General features: G+C 57.7%; 16 protein-coding genes. 15 read left to right on the plus strand and 1 reads right to left on the minus strand.

Annotation, left to right across the window (positions count from 1 at the left end):
- The first annotated feature begins 8 nt into the window (after positions 1-8).
- From mutL to IEX01_RS20425, 15 genes are all read left to right on the plus strand, one after another.
- A complete protein-coding gene (gene mutL, locus IEX01_RS20355) occupies positions 9-1,919 on the plus strand; it encodes a DNA mismatch repair endonuclease MutL (RefSeq protein WP_188724447.1) in 1,911 nt (636 codons plus the stop codon).
- Positions 1,912-2,859, plus strand: coding sequence for a tRNA (adenosine(37)-N6)-dimethylallyltransferase MiaA (gene miaA / locus IEX01_RS20360; RefSeq protein WP_024557219.1), 948 nt, complete (start codon positions 1,912-1,914; stop codon positions 2,857-2,859). Before mutL ends, miaA begins: the two co-directional genes overlap by 8 nt.
- A 102-nt stretch (positions 2,860-2,961) precedes the next feature.
- Positions 2,962-3,267 carry an RNA chaperone Hfq gene (gene hfq / locus IEX01_RS20365; protein WP_024557218.1) on the plus strand — a complete coding sequence of 102 codons (306 nt, stop codon included), beginning with the start codon at positions 2,962-2,964 and terminating at the stop codon, positions 3,265-3,267.
- Positions 3,268-3,342: 75 nt separating this feature from the next.
- Positions 3,343-4,626: a ribosome rescue GTPase HflX gene (gene hflX, locus IEX01_RS20370; RefSeq protein ID WP_024557217.1), complete on the plus strand. Its 1,284-nt coding sequence runs from the start codon at positions 3,343-3,345 to the stop codon at positions 4,624-4,626.
- Positions 4,627-4,697: 71 nt separating this feature from the next.
- Positions 4,698-5,939, plus strand: a complete 1,242-nt coding sequence (gene hflK / locus IEX01_RS20375; protein WP_024557216.1) for an FtsH protease activity modulator HflK — start codon at positions 4,698-4,700, stop codon at positions 5,937-5,939.
- Positions 5,940-5,941: 2 nt separating this feature from the next.
- Entirely contained in the window at positions 5,942-6,946 is a 1,005-nt protein-coding gene (gene hflC / locus IEX01_RS20380) for a protease modulator HflC (protein WP_024557215.1), read from the plus strand.
- A 75-nt stretch (positions 6,947-7,021) separates the two neighbouring features.
- Complete coding sequence (locus IEX01_RS20385; RefSeq protein WP_024557214.1) at positions 7,022-7,219, plus strand: DUF2065 domain-containing protein; 198 nt, start codon at positions 7,022-7,024, stop codon at positions 7,217-7,219.
- 102 nt (positions 7,220-7,321) lie between these two features.
- Entirely contained in the window at positions 7,322-8,620 is a 1,299-nt protein-coding gene (locus IEX01_RS20390) for an adenylosuccinate synthase (RefSeq protein WP_024557213.1), read from the plus strand.
- Between the two features lie 151 nt (positions 8,621-8,771).
- Positions 8,772-9,197 carry a nitric oxide-sensing transcriptional repressor NsrR gene (gene nsrR, locus IEX01_RS20395; RefSeq protein WP_024557212.1) on the plus strand — a complete coding sequence of 142 codons (426 nt, stop codon included), beginning with the start codon at positions 8,772-8,774 and terminating at the stop codon, positions 9,195-9,197.
- Between the two features lie 34 nt (positions 9,198-9,231).
- Positions 9,232-11,685 (plus strand): ribonuclease R, encoded by a 2,454-nt coding sequence (gene rnr / locus IEX01_RS20400; RefSeq protein WP_024557211.1) that lies wholly within the window; start codon positions 9,232-9,234, stop codon positions 11,683-11,685.
- Between the two features lie 74 nt (positions 11,686-11,759).
- On the plus strand, positions 11,760-12,491 hold the full coding sequence (gene rlmB, locus IEX01_RS20405) for a 23S rRNA (guanosine(2251)-2'-O)-methyltransferase RlmB (protein WP_024557210.1): 732 nt from the start codon (positions 11,760-11,762) through the stop codon (positions 12,489-12,491).
- A 200-nt stretch (positions 12,492-12,691) separates the two neighbouring features.
- Positions 12,692-13,090 carry a DUF350 domain-containing protein gene (locus IEX01_RS20410; RefSeq protein ID WP_024557209.1) on the plus strand — a complete coding sequence of 133 codons (399 nt, stop codon included), beginning with the start codon at positions 12,692-12,694 and terminating at the stop codon, positions 13,088-13,090.
- Between the two features lie 76 nt (positions 13,091-13,166).
- Entirely contained in the window at positions 13,167-13,736 is a 570-nt protein-coding gene (locus tag IEX01_RS20415; protein ID WP_229701886.1) for a DUF1190 domain-containing protein, read from the plus strand.
- Positions 13,737-14,900, plus strand: a complete 1,164-nt coding sequence (locus IEX01_RS20420) for a glutathionylspermidine synthase family protein (RefSeq protein ID WP_188724449.1) — start codon at positions 13,737-13,739, stop codon at positions 14,898-14,900.
- An 83-nt stretch (positions 14,901-14,983) separates the two neighbouring features.
- A complete protein-coding gene (locus tag IEX01_RS20425; RefSeq protein WP_188724450.1) occupies positions 14,984-16,618 on the plus strand; it encodes an isovaleryl-CoA dehydrogenase in 1,635 nt (544 codons plus the stop codon).
- Here IEX01_RS20425 and IEX01_RS20430 read toward each other — a convergent pair whose 3' ends face one another.
- Positions 16,619-18,550, minus strand: a complete 1,932-nt coding sequence (locus IEX01_RS20430) for a methyl-accepting chemotaxis protein (protein ID WP_188724451.1) — start codon at positions 18,548-18,550, stop codon at positions 16,619-16,621.
- Between the last annotated feature and the right edge of the window lie 67 nt (positions 18,551-18,617).

Genomic DNA, 18,617 nt, shown 5'->3' on the forward strand with positions numbered 1-18,617 from the left:
GAGATTTCATGCCGATTCAGGTTCTGCCGCCGCAGCTCGCGAACCAAATCGCCGCCGGCGAAGTGGTGGAACGTCCTGCATCGGTAGTGAAAGAGCTGGTTGAAAACAGCCTCGATGCGGGCGCGACCCGCATCGATATCGATATTGAACGCGGCGGCGCGAAGCTTATCCGCATTCGCGATAACGGCTGCGGCATTGGTAAAGCGGAGCTGGCGCTGGCGCTGGCGCGTCACGCTACCAGCAAAATCGCCACGCTTGACGACCTGGAGGCGATTATCAGCCTCGGTTTTCGCGGCGAAGCGCTGGCCAGTATCAGTTCCGTCTCGCGTCTGACGCTCACCTCCCGTACCGCCGATCAGCAAGAAGCGTGGCAGGCGTATGCGGAAGGGCGCGATATGGAAGTGACCGTTAAACCAGCGGCGCATCCGGTCGGCACCACTCTTGAGGTGTTGGATCTTTTCTACAACACGCCAGCGCGGCGTAAGTTCATGCGCACCGAGAAAACCGAATTCGGCCATATTGACGAGGTGGTGCGACGCATCGCGCTGGCGCGCTTTGACGTCACCATTAACCTCAACCATAACGGCAAGATGGTGCGTCAGTATCGCGCCGTGCAGCCAAATGCGCCGCGCGAGCGTCGCCTGGGCGCTATCTGCGGCACCGCATTTCTCGAACAAGCGCTGGCGATTGACTGGCAGCATGGCGACCTGGCCCTTCGCGGCTGGGTGGCGGAGCCAAAAGGTACCACGGCGGCGCTGGCGGAAATTCAATACTGTTACGTCAATGGCCGAATGATGCGCGACCGGCTGATTAACCACGCCATCCGGCAAGCCTGTGAAGACAAGCTCGGCGCTAATCAACAGCCCGCCTACGTACTTTATCTGGAAATCGATCCGCACCAGGTGGATGTGAACGTACACCCGGCCAAGCACGAGGTGCGTTTTCATCAGTCGCGGCTGGTGCACGACTTCATCTACCAGGGCGTACTGAGCGCGCTACAGGCACAGCAGTCCAGCTCGCTGCCGCTGGAAACGCCGCAGACGCCGCGCTGGCAGCCGGAAAACCGCATAGCTGCGGGGAAGAATCACTTTGCCGAACCGGCTGCGGCGAAAGAGCGCCCCGTGTCTGACTACTCTTCACCTTCGGCAACCTCAGGCTCCACGCCTGCGCGGAGCTCGGGCGGAAGCGGCGGCGGGGCGGCGGCCAAAGGCGGCGGCGCCAGCTGGCCACACGCGACGCCGGGTTATCAGAAACAGCAGGGCGAGGTTTATCGCCAACTGCTGGAAACGCCTCAGGCGCCCCGGACGCCTTCAGTAGCGAAAACGCCTGCGCCCGCGATGACGCAGCCTGCGCTGGAAGGCCACGCTCAAAGCTTCGGCCGCGTGCTGACCATTGTGCATAACAACCTCGCGCTGCTGGAACGCGAAGGACGGCTTATGTTGCTGGCGCTGGAGGTGGCGGAACGTTGGCTTAAACAGGCGCAGCTGTTGCCGGGCGAAGAAAAGCCCTGCGCTCAGCCGCTGCTTATCCCGGTGCGCTTTAAAGTTTCTCCCGAAGAGCGTGAAACCCTTGTCAGCGCTAAGCCTTTTCTTGCCGGAATGGGCATGGAGTTGGTTAGCGATGCACAATATGTGACGATTCGGGCGGTGCCTTTACCCTTGCGCCAACAAAATTTACAAATCTTGATTCCTGAACTGATAGGCTACCTGGCGCAGCAGAGTCAGATTGACGCGGCGGCTATCGCGCTGTGGCTGGCCCGCCATCTGGCGAGCGAGCATGAACAGTGGAGCGTGGCGCAGGCTATTGCGCTGCTCGCCGATGTCGAACGGCTCTGCCCGCAACTGGTGAAGTCACCGCCTGGTGGTTTATTACAACCTGTTGATTTACAACCGGCGATGAATGCCCTGAAACATGACTGAAGTAAGCAAGGCTGGCCTGCCGAAGGCTATTTTTTTAATGGGGCCGACGGCCTCTGGCAAAACCGCGCTGGCGATTAATTTACGCAAAACATTGCCGGTAGAGTTGATTAGCGTCGACTCCGCCCTGATTTATAAAGGGATGGATATCGGCACCGCCAAGCCCAGCGCGCAGGAGCTGGCCGAAGCGCCGCATCGCCTGCTCGATATCCTGGATCCAGCGCAGGCGTATTCAGCGGCGGATTTTCGCCGCGACGCGCTAAAGGAGATGGCGGATATCACCGCAGCAGGGCGGATACCGCTGCTGGTAGGCGGCACCATGCTTTACTTCAAAGCGTTACTTGAAGGGCTTTCTCCCTTGCCGTCGGCGGATCCGGCGATAAGGGCGCGGATTGAAGAACAGGCAGCAGAGCAGGGGTGGGAAACGCTGCATCGCCAGCTCCAGGAGATCGATCCTGTGGCGGCGTCACGTATTCATCCCAACGACCCGCAAAGGCTTTCCCGGGCACTGGAAGTTTTTTTCATTTCGGGTAAAACTTTAACGGAACTGACGCAAACGTCAGGAGAAGCTCTGCCGTATCAGGTGCACCAGTTCGCCATCGCCCCGGCGAGCCGTGAACTGCTCCATCAGCGAATTGAGCAGCGTTTTCACCAGATGTTGGCTTCAGGTTTTGAAGCAGAAGTAAGGGCGCTTTTCGCCCGTGGAGATTTGCATACGGACTTGCCTTCCATTCGTTGCGTAGGCTATCGCCAGATGTGGTCGTATCTGTCAGGCGAGATCCCATTCGACGACATGGTTTATCGAGGTATTTGCGCCACGAGACAATTGGCAAAGCGCCAGATTACCTGGCTGCGCGGCTGGGAAGACGTTCACTGGCTTGACAGTGAAGCGCCTGAACAAGCGCGTAAAGAAGTATTACAGGTTGTTGGTGCGAAGCACTGATGAATGTGTACAATTGAATTGGTATCGTGCGCAAAATTTTATGTATTTTCAGAGCCCATGGGCTCATGAGTATAAACAACAAGCATATAAGGAAAAGATAGAATGGCTAAGGGGCAATCTTTACAAGATCCGTTCCTCAACGCACTGCGTCGGGAACGTGTTCCAGTTTCTATTTATTTGGTGAATGGTATTAAGCTGCAAGGTCAAATCGAATCTTTCGACCAGTTCGTGATTCTGTTGAAAAACACAGTCAGCCAGATGGTCTACAAGCACGCGATTTCTACTGTGGTGCCTTCTCGTCCGGTCTCTCATCACAGTAACAGCGCGGGTGGCGGTTCCAGCAACTATCACCACAGCAATAACGCGCAAACTTCTGCGCCGCAGCAAGACAGCGAAGACGCCGAATAAAGTCGATGGCTGTTGTTCCATGTCGGGGGACCAGGTCATCTGTGTTCCCCGCTGGTCTTTTAAGAGGGTTTACGCTTGTTTGACCGTTATGATGCCGGTGAGCAGGCGGTGCTGGTACACATCTACTTTACGCAAGACAAAGATATGGAAGACCTCCAGGAGTTTGAATCTCTGGTCTCTTCCGCCGGTGTCGAAGCATTACAGGTGATTACCGGTAGCCGTAAAGCTCCGCACCCAAAATATTATGTCGGTGAAGGTAAAGCAGTCGAAATCGCCGAGGCAGTGAAAGCCACTGGGGCGTCTGTCGTGCTGTTCGATCATGCGTTGACCCCCGCTCAGGAGCGCAACCTTGAGCGCCTGTGCGAGTGTCGTGTTATCGACCGCACCGGATTGATTTTAGATATTTTCGCCCAGCGTGCACGCACCCATGAAGGTAAGCTGCAGGTTGAGCTGGCGCAGTTGCGCCATCTGGCGACGCGTCTGGTACGCGGCTGGACTCACCTTGAGCGCCAGAAAGGCGGCATCGGCCTGCGGGGCCCGGGTGAAACCCAGCTGGAAACCGACCGCCGTTTGCTGCGAAACCGAATCAGCCAAATCCTGTCGCGCCTCGAACGCGTTGAAAAACAGCGCGAACAGGGACGTCGATCGCGCGCAAAAGCTGATATTCCAACCGTTTCGCTGGTGGGTTACACCAACGCCGGTAAATCCACTCTCTTTAACCAGATAACCGAAGCCGATGTCTATGCGGCTAACCAGCTGTTCGCGACGCTGGATCCCACGCTGCGCCGCATTGACGTGCCGGACGTTGGCGAAACGGTGCTGGCGGACACGGTAGGCTTTATCCGCCATCTGCCGCACGATCTGGTGGCGGCGTTTAAAGCTACGTTGCAGGAGACGCGCCAGGCGACGCTGCTGTTGCATGTGGTGGATGCCGCTGACCTGCGCATGCGGGAAAACATAGATGCGGTAAATACCGTGCTGGAAGAGATCGAGGCCAATGAGATCCCGACTCTGCTGGTAATGAACAAAATCGATATGCTTGAGGAATTCGAACCGCGTATCGATCGCAATGATGAGAATCTGCCCATACGCGTCTGGCTTTCCGCCCAGACGGGTGAAGGCGTACCACTGCTTTTCCAGGCCCTGACGGAGCGCCTGTCTGGTGAGATAGCGCAGCATTCGCTGCATTTACCTCCCGATGAGGCGGGCCGTTTGCGGAGCCGTTTTTATCAGCTTCAGGCGATAGAAAAAGAGTGGGTAGAGGAGGACGGTAGTGTCGGGATGCAGGTGCGCATGCCGGTGGTGGACTGGCGTCGCCTCTGTAAGCAGGAACCGGCATTGGTTGACTATGTTGTCTAACCGGCCGCTGTAAGCCTGAAGACTTTTCCCCTCTGGGGGATCTCACCGCATAACAAATATGGAGCACAAACATGGCGTGGAATCAGCCCGGTAATAACGGACAAGACCGCGACCCGTGGGGAAGCAGCAAGCCTGGCGGCAACTCTGGGGGTAACAAAGGCGGTCGCGATCAGGGACCGCCCGATCTGGACGATATCTTCCGTAAGTTAAGCAAGAAGCTTGGCGGTTTCGGCGGCGGTAAAGGAACCGGCGGCGCCACTCAGGGCCCTCGCGGCCACATGGGCGGTCGCGTAGTAGGCATTGTGGCGGCGGCAGTTGTGATTATCTGGGCCGCAAGCGGGTTCTACACCATTAAAGAAGCCGAACGCGGCGTGGTAACCCGCTTTGGCAAATTCAGTCATCTGGTCGAGCCGGGCCTGAACTGGAAACCCACCTTTATTGATGACGTTGTCGCCGTGAACGTGGAAGCCGTTCGTGAACTGGCGGCTTCCGGCATCATGCTGACCTCTGACGAAAACGTCGTGCGCGTTGAAATGAACGTGCAGTATCGCGTCACCGATCCGCAGCGTTATCTGTTTAGCGTGACCAGCGCCGACGACAGCCTGCGTCAGGCGACCGACAGCGCCCTGCGCGGCGTTATCGGCAAGTACACCATGGACCGCATCCTCACCGAAGGCCGTACCGTTATTCGTAGCGATACCCAGCGTGAACTGGAAGAAACCATCCGTCCTTACAACATGGGCATCACTCTGCTGGACGTAAACTTCCAGGCGGCGCGTCCGCCGGAAGAGGTGAAGGCGGCATTTGACGACGCTATCGCGGCCCGTGAAAACGAGCAGCAATATATTCGCGAGGCGGAAGCGTATACCAACGAAGTGCAGCCGCGCGCCAACGGTCAGGCGCAGCGCACGCTGGAAGAGGCTCGCGCTTACCGTACGCAAACTATCCTGGAAGCGCAGGGTGAGGTGGCTCGCTTTGCGAAAATCCTGCCGGAATATAAAGCCGCGCCGGAAATTACCCGTGAGCGACTTTATATCGAAACGATGGAACGCGTGCTTAGCCATACCCGTAAAGTGTTGGTCAACGATAAAGGCGGCAACCTGATGGTGCTCCCGCTCGATCAGATGCTTAAAGGCGGCGGTTCGGCGCCAGCTTCCACAAGCGACAGCCCGAACTCTCTGCTGCGTTTACCGCCTGCTGCAGGCAGCAACAGCAACGCCACCACGACGCCTTCCGGCAGCGCTGGCGATATCATGGACCAGCGCCGCGCCAACGCGCAGCGTAATGACTTCCAGCGCCAGGGGGGTGAATAACGATGCGTAAGTCAGTTATTGCAATCATCATTATCGTGCTGGTGGTGCTCTACACCTCGATTTTCGTGGTGAAAGAGGGCGAGCGCGGCATCACTTTGCGTTTTGGCAAAGTGTTGCGTGACAACGAAAACAAACCGCTGGTTTTCGAGCCGGGTCTGCATTTCAAGATCCCGTTTATCGAATCGGTGAAGACGCTGGACGCCCGTATCCAGACCATGGATAACCAGGCTGACCGCTTCGTAACCAAAGAGAAAAAAGACCTGATCGTTGACTCTTATATCAAGTGGCGCATCAGCGACTTCAGCCGCTACTACCTGGCGACAGGCGGCGGCGATGTCTCTCAGGCCGAAGTGCTGCTGAAGCGTAAGTTCTCAGACCGTTTACGTTCTGAAATTGGCCGTCTTGATGTAAAAGACATCGTGACTGACTCCCGCGGTCGCCTGACCCTGGAAGTGCGCGACGCGCTGAACTCCGGTTCGGCAGGCACCGAGGATGAAGTGGCTACGCCAGCTGCGGATGATGCGATTGCCAAAGCCGCAGAGCGCGTTCAGGCGGAAACCAACGGTAAAGTGCCGGTTATCAACCCGAACAGCATGGCGGCGTTGGGTATTGAAGTGGTGGACGTGCGCATCAAGCAGATCAACCTGCCTGCGGAAGTCTCCGAAGCTATCTTCAACCGTATGCGCGCCGAGCGTGAGGCGGTAGCCCGTCGTCACCGTTCCCAGGGCCAGGAAGAAGCGGAAAAACTGCGCGCAGCGGCGGATTACGAAGTGACCCGCACGCTGGCGGAAGCCGAACGTCAGGCGCGTATTTTGCGCGGTGAAGGTGATGCCGAAGCGGCGAAACTGTTCGCGGACGCGTTCAGCCAGGACCCGGATTTCTATGCCTTTATCCGTAGCCTGCGCGCGTACGAAAACAGCTTCCGTAGCAATCAGGATGTCATGGTGCTGAGCCCGGACAGCGATTTCTTCCGCTACATGAAGACGCCAGCCAACAGTACGCGTTAATATCGCCATTGTCAGACAAGAGCCGGTTTCGACCGGCTCTTTTTTTATCATAAGACAGGAGCAGAAAACGGAATCATGAATACCACGATAATCCTGGCGCTCGCACTGGTGCTGGTGCTCGAGGGGCTGGGCCCGATGCTTTTTCCGCGTATCTGGCGGCGCATGATCCTCGGAATGGCCCAATTGCCGGATACATTGTTGCGGCGCTTCGGCGGCGGTCTTGTGGTTGCGGGCGTAGTCATCTACTACATGTTGACGAAAACGATTAACTGAGTAAATTTCAGGCGCTTTCGCCTGAATTTGTATACAAAAAGTGCTGATCATCCGGGAAGCTGGTGTTAGAATCCATTTTTAAGCAAACGGTGATTTTGAAAAATGGGTAACAACGTCGTCGTACTGGGCACCCAATGGGGTGACGAAGGCAAAGGAAAGATCGTCGATCTTCTGACTGAACGCGCTAAATATGTGGTTCGCTACCAGGGTGGCCACAACGCTGGCCATACTCTTGTAATCAACGGTGAAAAAACCGTTCTCCATCTTATTCCTTCAGGCATTCTTCGCGATAACGTCACCAGCATCATCGGCAACGGTGTAGTGCTCTCTCCGGCCGCGCTGATGAAAGAGATGAAAGAACTCGAAGACCGCGGTATCCCGGTTCGCGAGCGTCTGCTTATCTCCGAAGCTTGCCCGCTTATCCTCGACTACCACGTGGCGCTCGACGTAGCGCGTGAAAAAGCGCGTGGCGCCAAAGCCATCGGCACTACCGGTCGCGGCATCGGCCCGGCTTACGAGGATAAAGTTGCGCGTCGCGGCCTGCGCGTCGGCGACCTGTTTGACAAAGCCACCTTCGCTGACAAGCTGAAAGAAGTGATGGAATACCATAACTTCCAGCTGGTTAACTTCTACAAAGTGGAAGCGGTGGACTACCAGAAAGTGCTGGATGACGTGATGGCTATCGCCGACATCCTGACCTCCATGGTGGTGGACGTTTCCGATCTGCTGGATCAGGCGCGCAAGCGCGGCGACTTCATCATGTTCGAAGGCGCTCAGGGCACGCTGCTGGATATCGACCACGGCACCTACCCGTACGTAACCTCTTCTAACACCACCGCAGGCGGCGTGGCGACAGGTTCCGGCATCGGCCCGCGCTACGTTGACTACGTGCTCGGCATCATCAAAGCATACTCCACCCGCGTGGGCGCCGGTCCGTTCCCGACCGAGCTGTTTGACGACATCGGCGAGTTCCTGTGCAAGAAGGGCAACGAGTTCGGCGCCACCACCGGCCGTCGTCGTCGCACCGGCTGGCTGGACGCGGTGGCTGTACGCCGCGCGGTGCAGATCAACTCCCTTTCCGGCTTCTGCCTGACCAAGCTGGACGTGCTGGACGGTCTGGAAGAGGTGAAAATCTGCGTCGCTTACCGTATGCCGGATGGCCGTGAAGTCACCACTACCCCGATGGCGGCGGATGACTGGGAAGGTATCGAACCGATTTATGAAACGATGCCGGGCTGGTCTGAGTCTACTTTCGGCGTCAAAGAGCGTAGCGGCCTGCCGCAGGCGGCGCTGAACTACATCAAACGTATTGAAGAAGTGACTGGCGTGCCGATCGACATCATTTCTACCGGTCCGGATCGCACCGAGACCATGATTCTGCGCGATCCGTTCGACGCATAATTGTCTAAGGGCGCGCCAGACGCGCCCTTTTTACACCCTTTTTACCCGCCTTTTTCAAATAAATTAGCGGCCTTATCGCTGGCTGGTTTATCATCAATATATCTCGCCACATGGCGATCCGCGTTTTTTCCTGCCCTGTTCTGAGGTTGATGTGCAGTTAACGAGTTTTACCGATTTCGGATTGCGTGCTTTGATTTATATGGCATCGCTGCCTGAAGGACGCATGACCAGTATTTCGGAAGTGACGGCTGTCTACGGCGTATCCCGTAATCACATGGTCAAAATCATTAATCAGCTGAGCCGCGCAGGCTATGTCGCTGCCATACGTGGGAAAAACGGCGGCATTCGCCTTGGCAAACCGGCTTCGCAAGTTCGCATTGGCGACGTGGTGCGCGAGCTGGAGCCGCTGTCCGTTGTGAACTGCAGCAGCGCGTTTTGCCACATCACTCCCGCCTGCCGCCTGAAACAGGCGCTGAACAAGGCGGTGGAGAGTTTCCTTCAGGAACTGGATAACTACACGCTGGCCGATTTAGTGGAAGAAAACCAGCCGCTCTACAAATTACTGCTGGTGGAATAATCATTGCGCCGCAGCTGACAACGGAGGAACCGCAATGTCACAAGATCCTTTTCAGGAACGAGAAGCCGAAAAATACGAAAACCCGATCCCAAGCCGGGAATTTATTCTCGAACATTTAACCAAACGGGAAAAGCCGGCAAATCGTGAAGAGATTGCTCAGGAGCTGAACATTGAAGGCGAAGAGCAGCAGGAAGCGCTGCGTCGTCGCCTGCGCGCCATGGAGCGCGACGGTCAGTTAGTCTTTACCCGCCGCCAGTGCTACGCGCTGCCGGAGCGCCTTGACCTGTTGAAAGGCACCGTTATCGGTCACCGCGACGGCTACGGCTTCCTGCGTGTGGAAGGGCGTAAAGACGATCTTTATCTCTCATCAGAACAGATGAAAACCTGCATCCACGGCGATGTGGTGCTGGCGCAGCCGCTTGGCGCCGATCGCAAAGGCCGCCGCGAAGCGCGCATCGTTCGCGTATTGGTGCCGAAAACTAGCCAGATCGTCGGACGCTACTTTACCGACGCGGGCGTAGGGTTCGTGGTGCCGGACGACAGCCGCCTGAGCTTCGATATCCTTATTCCGCCTGAAGAGATCATGGGCGCGCGCATGGGCTTTGTCGTCGTGGTCGAACTGACCCAGCGTCCAACGCGCCGCACCAAGGCGGTGGGTAAAATCGTTGAGGTGCTGGGCGACAACATGGGCACCGGCATGGCGGTCGATATGGCGCTGCGCACCCATGAAATTCCTTATGTCTGGCCAAAAGAAGTAGAGCAACAGATAGCCGGGCTGAAAGAAGAGGTGCCGGAAGAGGCGAAGGCGGGGCGCGTGGATTTGCGTCAGCTGCCGCTGGTGACCATTGATGGCGAAGACGCCCGCGACTTTGATGACGCCGTTTACTGTGAGAAAAAACGCGGCGGCGGCTGGCGCCTGTGGGTGGCGATTGCCGATGTCAGCTATTACGTGCGTCCCTATACGCCGCTCGATAAAGAAGCGCGTAACCGCGGCACCTCGGTTTACTTCCCTTCGCAGGTGGTGCCGATGCTGCCGGAAGTGCTTTCTAACGGCCTTTGCTCCCTTAACCCGCAGGTCGACCGCCTGTGTATGGTGTGCGAAATGACGGTCTCCGCTAAAGGGCGTCTGACCGGCTACAAATTCTATGAAGCGGTCATGAACTCGCACGCGCGCCTCACTTATACCAAGGTATGGCACATACTGCAGGGCGATCAGGATTTACGCAGCCAGTACCAGCCGCTGGTAAGGCATATCGAAGAGCTGCACAACCTCTACAAAGCGCTGGATGAAGCGCGCGACGAACGCGGCGGCATCTCCTTTGAGAGCGAAGAGGCGAAGTTCATCTTTAATGCCGAACGCCGTATTGAGCGCATTGAGCAGACCGAGCGCAACGACGCCCACAAGCTCATCGAAGAGTGCATGATCCTGGCGAACATTTCTGCGGCGCGTTTTGTTGAAAAGAACAAAGAGCCGGCGCTGTTCCGTATCCACGATCGCCCGACCAACGACGCCATTACCGCGTTTCGCACGGTGCTGGCGGAGCTTGGCCTTGAACTGCCGGGCGGCAATAAGCCGGAGCCGCGCGATTACGCAGAGCTGCTGGAATCGATCGCCGATCGTCCCGATCATGAAATGCTGCAAACGATGCTGCTGCGTTCCATGAAGCAGGCGATTTACGATCCGGAGAACCGCGGCCACTTCGGCCTGGCGCTGCAATCTTACGCGCACTTTACTTCGCCGATTCGCCGTTATCCCGATTTACTGCTGCACCGTGCGCTGAAATATCTGGTGGCGAAGCAGGAAGGGCACAAAGGCGAGAGCACTGAAACGGGCGGCTGGCACTACAACATGGATGAGATGCTGCAGCTTGGTCAGCACTGCTCCATGGCGGAACGCCGCGCCGACGAAGCGACACGCGAAGTGGCGGACTGGCTGAAGTGCGACTTTATGCAGGATCACGTTGGCAGCACCTTCTCCGGCGTTATCGCAAGCGTCACCGGCTTTGGCTTCTTTGTGCGCCTGAACGATCTTTTTATCGATGGCCTCGTGCATGTCTCCTCGCTGGATAACGACTATTACCGCTTCGACCAGGTTGGCCAGCGGCTGATTGGCGAGTCCAGCGGCCAGACCTACCGCCTGGGTGACCGGGTTGAAGTGCGCGTGGAAGCGGTCAATATGGATGAGCGCAAGATAGACTTCTCGCTTATTTCCAGCGAACGTGCGCCGCGTGGTGCGGGGAAAACGGCTCGCGAACGTGAAAAACGGGGCGCGAAAGAGAACAGTAAAGGCGGCAGACGTCGTCAGACTGGAAAGCGGGTCAACTTCGAGCCGGACAGCGCCTTCCGCAAAGGCAAGCCTAAGGCTAAGCGTGACGATCGCGACGAGCCGAAAGGCAAAGCGAAAGGGAAAAAACCTTCGCCAAAAACCGCTAAAATCGCCGCCGCTACAAAATCGAAGCGTGCAGCGAAGAAGAAGCAGGCTGAGTGATCTTAATCCCTTCCCCCAATGGGGGAGGGAAGTAAGTAAAAAAGGCGGTTCGCCGCCCATAATGAGTACTATTCATGAGTGAAATGATTTACGGCATTCATGCCGTTCAGGCCCTTCTGGAACGCGCGCCAGAGCGTTTTCAGGAGGTGTTTATTCTTAAAGGACGTGAAGACAAGCGTCTGCTGCCGTTGATTCATGCGCTTGAAGCGCAGGGCGTGCCGATTCAGGTGGCGAGCCGCCAGTTCCTGGATGAGAAAGCGGATGGTGCGGTGCATCAGGGCATTATCGCCCGCGTAAAGCCGGGCCGTCAGTATCAGGAAAACGATCTGCCGGATCTGATCGCCCAGTTCGAACAGCCGTTTTTGTTGATCCTGGATGGCGTGACCGATCCGCATAACCTTGGCGCTTGCCTGCGCAGCGCGGATGCAGCGGGCGTACACGCGGTTATCGTGCCCAAAGATCGCTCGGCGCAGCTCAACGCGACGGCGAAAAAAGTGGCCTGCGGCGCGGCGGAAAGCGTACCGCTGATTCGCGTTACCAACCTGGCGCGCACCATGCGTCAGTTGCAGGAGGCGAATATCTGGATAGTCGGCACGGCAGGCGAGGCGGATCATACGCTCTACCAGAGCAAAATGACCGGCCCGCTGGCGCTGGTGATGGGCGCGGAAGGGGAAGGCATGCGCCGTCTCACACGCGAGCACTGCGATGAGCTTATCAGCATCCCGATGGCGGGCAGCGTCTCCTCGCTGAACGTGTCGGTCGCCACAGGTATCTGTCTGTTTGAAGCGGTGCGCCAGCGCGGCTAATCGCTCTCACCGAACCCTAAGCCACTCTTCGCAGTGGCTTTTTTATTGCCTGAAATACCAAAAAGAGATCGGTTTCAGCCCATGCGTAGTGTAAAGTTTTGGCAGCAAAATCAGTTACTCTGCGCAGACTGCTACCATAAACATCACAGGCGCAAGGCCTGTTGAATTCATTACTTTTAACCGGATCGGGAGAAGCGACCGTGCAGACATTCCATGGATTGATGGCGTTTTGCGCTTACTTTTTTATCGGGCTGGTGATGATTAACTGCTTTATGTTTATCTACACCCGCATCACCCCGTACAACGAATGGCAGTTAATTAAAGAGAATAATAGCTCGGCCGCCGCCGCATTTAGCGGAGCGATACTCGGCTATGTCATCCCCCTTGCCAGCGCGGCCATCAACTCTGTGAGCCTGCTGGACTATTTAATTTGGGGGGCGATTGCGCTGGTCGTTCAGCTTATAATCTATGGCGGCGTGCGGGTTTATATGCCGAAGCTGAGTAATAAAATCGCAGATGGCAACATTGCCGCCGGCGTATTTATGGGCGCTGCGTCGCTGGCGGGCGGCATTCTCAACGCGGCATGCATGACCTGGTAAACATCAACGGTAATAAAGGGTAAACATGGCGGCATCAAGGAAGAGGCGCAAGAAACGCCGTCTCCCCAGTCCGGTAATGAATTCTGCCGATCTGGATATTTATAAAGGCAATAAGAAAAGAAAAGGGCCGAAAGTGTTAACGCTTGCCATTATGGGCGGCGCGGCCTTTTTCGCGATTAAAAGCGGCGACAAAGCCAGCGATAACGATGGCGACGGTTATTTTTATCAGTCTGTCGACGCCTGCGTCGCCGATGATAACCCGCGTGAAGCCTGTACTGCCGCCTGGGATAACGCGAAGGTCGCCTTTGAGCAAGAGGCTTCGCTGCCGCTGACCTGGGCTGCCTGTTATGAACGTTACGAGAGCTGCACTTATGATGCGCTGCGGCGCACATGGGTGCCGGTCATGGCTGGTTTCCTGCTGGCGAAACGGCAAAAACCAGATGAAGACCAGCAGAGCCACAGCACTTATTACCATGGCGGCTCGGTCTATTCTTCCCGCCCGGTCTGGCGCAACACATCAGGCGATTACGCCTGGCGCTCCCGTTCAAAATCCAGCGTGAATGGCTACGCGACCCGAAGCGTTAAAACGCTCGCGCGCGGCGGCTTCGGACGCGCTTCCGGCTCCCACGGCAGTTGGGGAGGCTAGATGCTGCGTCATCATGTGCCGGTGCGTCCAGGGCTTGAGCGCATCGCCCGCAGCCACGGCTTCAATTTTCATATTATTGATGACGAGGTCTACTGGGATGAGAGCCGCGCTTACCGCTTTACGCTCAGGCAGATTGAAGATCAGATTGAGCAACCGACCAACGAACTGCATGCGATGTGTCTTGAAGTGGTCGACCGGGCAGTACGCGATGACGCTATTCTGACGCAGCTGGCTATTCCGGAACTGTACTGGGACGCGGTTGCGCGCAGCTGGCGGGAAAAAGACCCTTCGCTCTATGGCCGCATGGATTTTGTCTGGTGCGGACAGGGGCCGGTAAAGCTGCTGGAATATAATGCCGATACGCCCACCTCGCTGTATGAATCCGCTTACTTCCAGTGGCTCTGGCTGGAGGATGCGCGCGCCCAGAGGCTAATTCCGCGCCATGCCGATCAGTACAACGCGATTCAGGAAAAACTGATCGCCCGCTTTGCCGAAATAAAAGGCGCAGAGCCGCTCTATTTCTGCTGCTGCAAAGAGACGGATGAAGACCGCGGCACCGTGCTTTATCTGCAAGATTGCGCCATTCAGGCGGGCCTTGATACGCGCTTTATCTATATGGAAGACCTGGGGCTCGGCGTGGGCGGCTTGCTGACGGATTTGCAGGATAACGTTGTGCGGCACGCTTTTAAGCTCTACCCGCTGGAATGGATGATGCGTGACGATAACGGTCCGCTGCTGCGTAAACGCCATGAGCGCTGGATAGAGCCGCTGTGGAAAAGTATTTTGAGCAATAAAGGGCTGCTGCCGCTGCTGTGGCGGTTTTTCCCGCGCCATCCCAACCTGCTTCCCGCCTGGTTTGATGGCGACGCGGCGCTCGTTGCGCCGGGAGAAAGTTATGTGCGAAAGCCGCTCTTTTCTCGTGAAGGCGAAAACATCGCTATCTTTGACGGCCAGCATAATGTTGTGGACCAGCAGGGCGGCGGCTATAGCGCAGAGCCGGTTATCTGGCAGGCTTTTCAGCCGCTGCCGCGTTTTGGCGACAGCTATACGCTGATAGGCAGCTGGATTGTGGATGACGAGGCGGCAGGAATGGGCATTCGCGAAGACAGTACGCTGATTACCAAAGATACTTCGCGTTTTGTGCCGCACTATATCGCAGGCTAACCGCACTTTTGTGACCTCATCCCGCGCGCGCCTTTTCCCCGCTGCCATAATAAGTGGCGGGATTCGCAACGGAGGGAGTAAGCATGCCGTGGCAAACGCATACCGTATTTAACCAACCCATTCCCTTAAATAACAGCAACCTCTTTTTATCCGACGCCGCGTTGCGCGAGGCGGTAAACCGCGAAGGCGCAGGGTGGGATGCCGAGCTGCTCGCCAGCATCGGCCAGCAGCTCGGCACGGCGGAATCGCTGGAGCTGGGGCGGCTGGCGAATGCCAACCCGCCGGAGCTGCTGCGCTACGACGCCAGCGGCGCGCGGTTGGATGACGTACGCTTTCATCCCGCCTGGCACTTGCTTATGCAGGGGCTATGCGCCAACCGGGTGCATAACCTTCCCTGGCAGGAGGAGGCGCGTCACGGCTCGTTTGTCGCCCGCGCCGCGCGCTTTGTGCTGCATGCGCAGGTAGAGGCGGGTACGCTTTGCCCCATCACCATGACGTTCGCCGCCACGCCTTTGCTGCAAAGCGCGCTGCCTGCGCCGTTTCAGGACTGGCTAAAGCCGTTGCTGAGCGACCGTTACGATGCCCACCTGCAGCCTGGCGCGCAGAAGCGCGGCCTGCTGATTGGCATGGGCATGACGGAAAAACAGGGCGGTTCGGACGTGCTCAGCAACACCACCAGGGCGGAGCCGCTGGCGCAGCCGGGGCCGGGAGAAGCTTACCGGCTGGTGGGGCATAAATGGTTTTTCTCGGTGCCGCAGAGCGACGCGCATCTGGTGCTGGCGCAGGCGAAAGGCGGGCTCTCCTGCTTTTTCGTCCCTCGCTTTTTACCGGACGGCCAGCGCAACGCGGTGCGACTTGAGCGGCTGAAAGAGAAGCTTGGCAACCGCTCCAACGCCAGCAGCGAAGCGGAGTTTTTTGACGCCGCCGGCTGGCTGGTGGGCGAGGAGGGAGAAGGGGTCAGGCAGATCCTGAAGATGGGCGGCATGACCCGCTTTGACTGTGCGCTGGGCAGCCACGGCCTGATGCGTCGGGCGTTGTCGGTGGCGCTTTATCACGCCCACCAGCGGCAGGCGTTCGGCAAAAACCTGATTGAACAGCCGCTGATGCGCCAGGTGCTGGGACGAATGGCGCTGCAGCTTGAAGGGCAAACGGCGCTGCTGTTTCGCCTGGCGGGCGCATGGGAGAAGCGCGGCGACGAGCGGGACACGGCGTTTTGCCGTCTCTTTACGCCAGCGGCGAAATACGCGGTCTGTAAAGGCGGCATTCCTTTCGTCGCCGAAGCGATGGAGGTGCTGGGCGGTATCGGCTATTGCGAAGAAAACGAGCTGCCGCGTCTTTACCGTGAGATGCCGGTCAACAGCATCTGGGAAGGCTCCGGCAATATTATGTGTCTTGACGTGCTGCGCGTGCTTTCGCGCCACGCAGGGACGATGGAGATGCTGCACGCGGAGTTTGATGAAGTGAAAGGACGCAATCGCCATTTCGATCGCGCCTGGCGGCAGCTTCAGCAGCAGTTGCGTAAGCCGCAGGAGGCTGCCGCAAGGTTATTGACGGAGCAACTGTACGCGCTTGCCGTCGGCGCGCAGTTACTCCGACACGTCACACCACCGATGGCCGAAGCCTGGTGCCAGATGGCGCTGGATGCCCGCGGCGGCAGCCAGCTTTCAGAATCGGTTCTGAACGATGTGCTGTTGCGCGCCACCGGCGGGGCGGGGTAATTACCCTTTCAGATGGAAAAGGCTTACCAGCTCGTTGAGATGATGCCCTTTCTCCCGTAGCGACTGCGCCGTCTGTTCGCTGCGGGAGACCCGTCCGGCATTGATGTGCGTCGCTTCGCCAATCTGCGCCATGGCGATATTGACCTGGCCGATACCCGCGGATTGCTCGTGCGAGGCGTGACTTATCTCTGTCACCAGTTGGTTTATCTGATCGATGCGGCCAATAATGACCTCCATCGCCTGGCGCGTCTGCTCAGACAGCTGGTGCCCTTCGCTCACTTTGCCAAGCGTGTCGCTGATAAGCTCATCAATCTCTTTTACCGCGTTGGCGCTGCGCGCCGCCAGCGCGCGGACTTCCTGCGCGACGACCGCAAAGCCTTTGCCATGTTCACCCGCGCGGGCGGCTTCAACGGCGGCATTCAACGCCAGGATGTTAGTCTGGAACGCGATGGATTCGATAACCTGCGTGATATCGGCGATGCGCTGCGACGCAACGCGGATTGCGTCCATCGTCACCACGGCATTGCCAACGGTTTCACCCCCCTCATGCACCGCGTGGGAGGCCTCTTTCACCAGGCTCTGCGTCTGCGCCATAGTGGCCGCATTCTGCTGCACGGTGGCCGCCAGCTGCTCCATGCTGGCGGAGGTCTCTTCCACGCTGCTCGCCTGCTTGTTGATTTGCTCGCTGATCTCTCCGCTGTCGGCGGCAAGGGCGGTTGTGCCCTGACGGATATCGCCAGCGGCGTCGCGCACTTTACTCACAATCTCCTGCAAACCGTTGCCGATGCCGTTCAGCGCATGAATAAGCTGGCCGACTTCATCATGCCTGTCGGTCTGAATAGCCGAGCGTAAATCGCCCGCTGCGTACTGCTGCGCCAGCGCTATCGCTTCACGCAGCGGCGCCGTCAACAGGCGGCGCGTCATCCAGACAAAGACGGCGGCAAAGAGAAGAGAAATGATGATGCCGGCCGCCAGGAACTGGTTGCGCAGCGTGGTGACGTTCGCCAGCAGCACCGCTTTATCCGCTTCGCCGACGATAACCCAGTTCCAGCCGGGCAGGCGGGTAAAGCTCATCAACACTTTACGGCCCTGGGCGTTTTCCCGCTCCAGCGTGCCTGAATCCGTTTTCAGCAGCGTTTGCTGGATGGCGTCCGGCCACTGCGGAAGCTGGCCTTCCTGTTTGCTGTGGAACAGAAACTGGCCGTAGTTTTTGCCGGCTGCGCCATTCAGCACATAGAAATGACCGCTGTCGCCCAGGCGGCGGCTAAGGATTTTTTCGCGCATCACTTGCCAGGAGGCGGTGATATCTACGCCGACAAACAGAATGGCGATAACCTCGCCGCTGGCGTCTTTAACGGGCTGATATTGAGTGATGTAACGCTTGCCAAACAGGTAGGCCAGACCGCGATACGTCTCGCCACGGGCGATGGCGGCGAAGGCGGGGCTTTCGCGGTCGAGCTGCGTGCCGATAGCGCGATCGCCGTTTTCTTTACGTAGCGAAGTCGCTACGCGCACGAAATCATCGCCGCTGCGGACGAACAGCGTGGCGATAGCGCCGGTGCGGGCGAGAAAATCATCGGGCAGCGCGTTGTTTTCATGCAGCGAAACGTCGCCACCTTTCAGCATCGGCACGCGAATGCCGTTAATAGTCTGCGGCTGGCTGGCGTCACGGGTAAGAGGCTGCGGCAGAAAGCTGTTGAACAGCGTGGTGTAGCTCGCCACTTCGGCGTTCAGGCTGCTGTCGAACATCTGCACCATATCCACCACGCTGGTGGCCTGATTATGTAAGTCCTCGACGGCCAGCGCCTCAAGCTGCTGGCTGGCTTTATGGCTTAGGGCGAGCGTAAAAAGCAAAAAAAGCAGGGCGACGGCAAGACCGGTCAGCAAGGAGAGCTTCGCGCCAAGCCCCCAGCGGCGAAAAAAAAGTGTCATAAACGAGCCTGTAGAAAGTTAGGGGTTGGCTCGTTCAACGGCAGCAGATGACGAATATTTATTACTC

The sequence above is a fragment of the Franconibacter daqui genome (genome assembly GCF_014644275.1).
In the GTDB taxonomy this organism is placed as follows: Bacteria; Pseudomonadota; Gammaproteobacteria; order Enterobacterales; family Enterobacteriaceae; genus Franconibacter; species Franconibacter pulveris.

Bases quoted from the DNA above. Each gene is read 5' to 3' on its own strand.
- hflK (WP_024557216.1), top strand. From the start codon at position 4,698: ATGGCGTGGAATCAGCCCGGTAATAACGGACAAGACCGCGACCCGTGG.
- hflC (WP_024557215.1), top strand. From the start codon at position 5,942: ATGCGTAAGTCAGTTATTGCAATCATCATTATCGTGCTGGTGGTGCTC.
- miaA (WP_024557219.1), top strand. From the start codon at position 1,912: ATGACTGAAGTAAGCAAGGCTGGCCTGCCGAAGGCTATTTTTTTAATG.
- rlmB (WP_024557210.1), top strand. From the start codon at position 11,760: ATGAGTGAAATGATTTACGGCATTCATGCCGTTCAGGCCCTTCTGGAA.
- IEX01_RS20425 (WP_188724450.1), top strand. From the start codon at position 14,984: ATGCCGTGGCAAACGCATACCGTATTTAACCAACCCATTCCCTTAAAT.
- rnr (WP_024557211.1), top strand. From the start codon at position 9,232: ATGTCACAAGATCCTTTTCAGGAACGAGAAGCCGAAAAATACGAAAAC.
- IEX01_RS20390 (WP_024557213.1), top strand. From the start codon at position 7,322: ATGGGTAACAACGTCGTCGTACTGGGCACCCAATGGGGTGACGAAGGC.
- IEX01_RS20420 (WP_188724449.1), top strand. From the start codon at position 13,737: ATGCTGCGTCATCATGTGCCGGTGCGTCCAGGGCTTGAGCGCATCGCC.
- IEX01_RS20385 (WP_024557214.1), top strand. From the start codon at position 7,022: ATGAATACCACGATAATCCTGGCGCTCGCACTGGTGCTGGTGCTCGAG.
- hfq (WP_024557218.1), top strand. From the start codon at position 2,962: ATGGCTAAGGGGCAATCTTTACAAGATCCGTTCCTCAACGCACTGCGT.
- IEX01_RS20430 (WP_188724451.1), bottom strand. From the start codon at position 18,550: ATGACACTTTTTTTTCGCCGCTGGGGGCTTGGCGCGAAGCTCTCCTTG.
- mutL (WP_188724447.1), top strand. From the start codon at position 9: ATGCCGATTCAGGTTCTGCCGCCGCAGCTCGCGAACCAAATCGCCGCC.
- IEX01_RS20415 (WP_229701886.1), top strand. From the start codon at position 13,167: ATGAATTCTGCCGATCTGGATATTTATAAAGGCAATAAGAAAAGAAAA.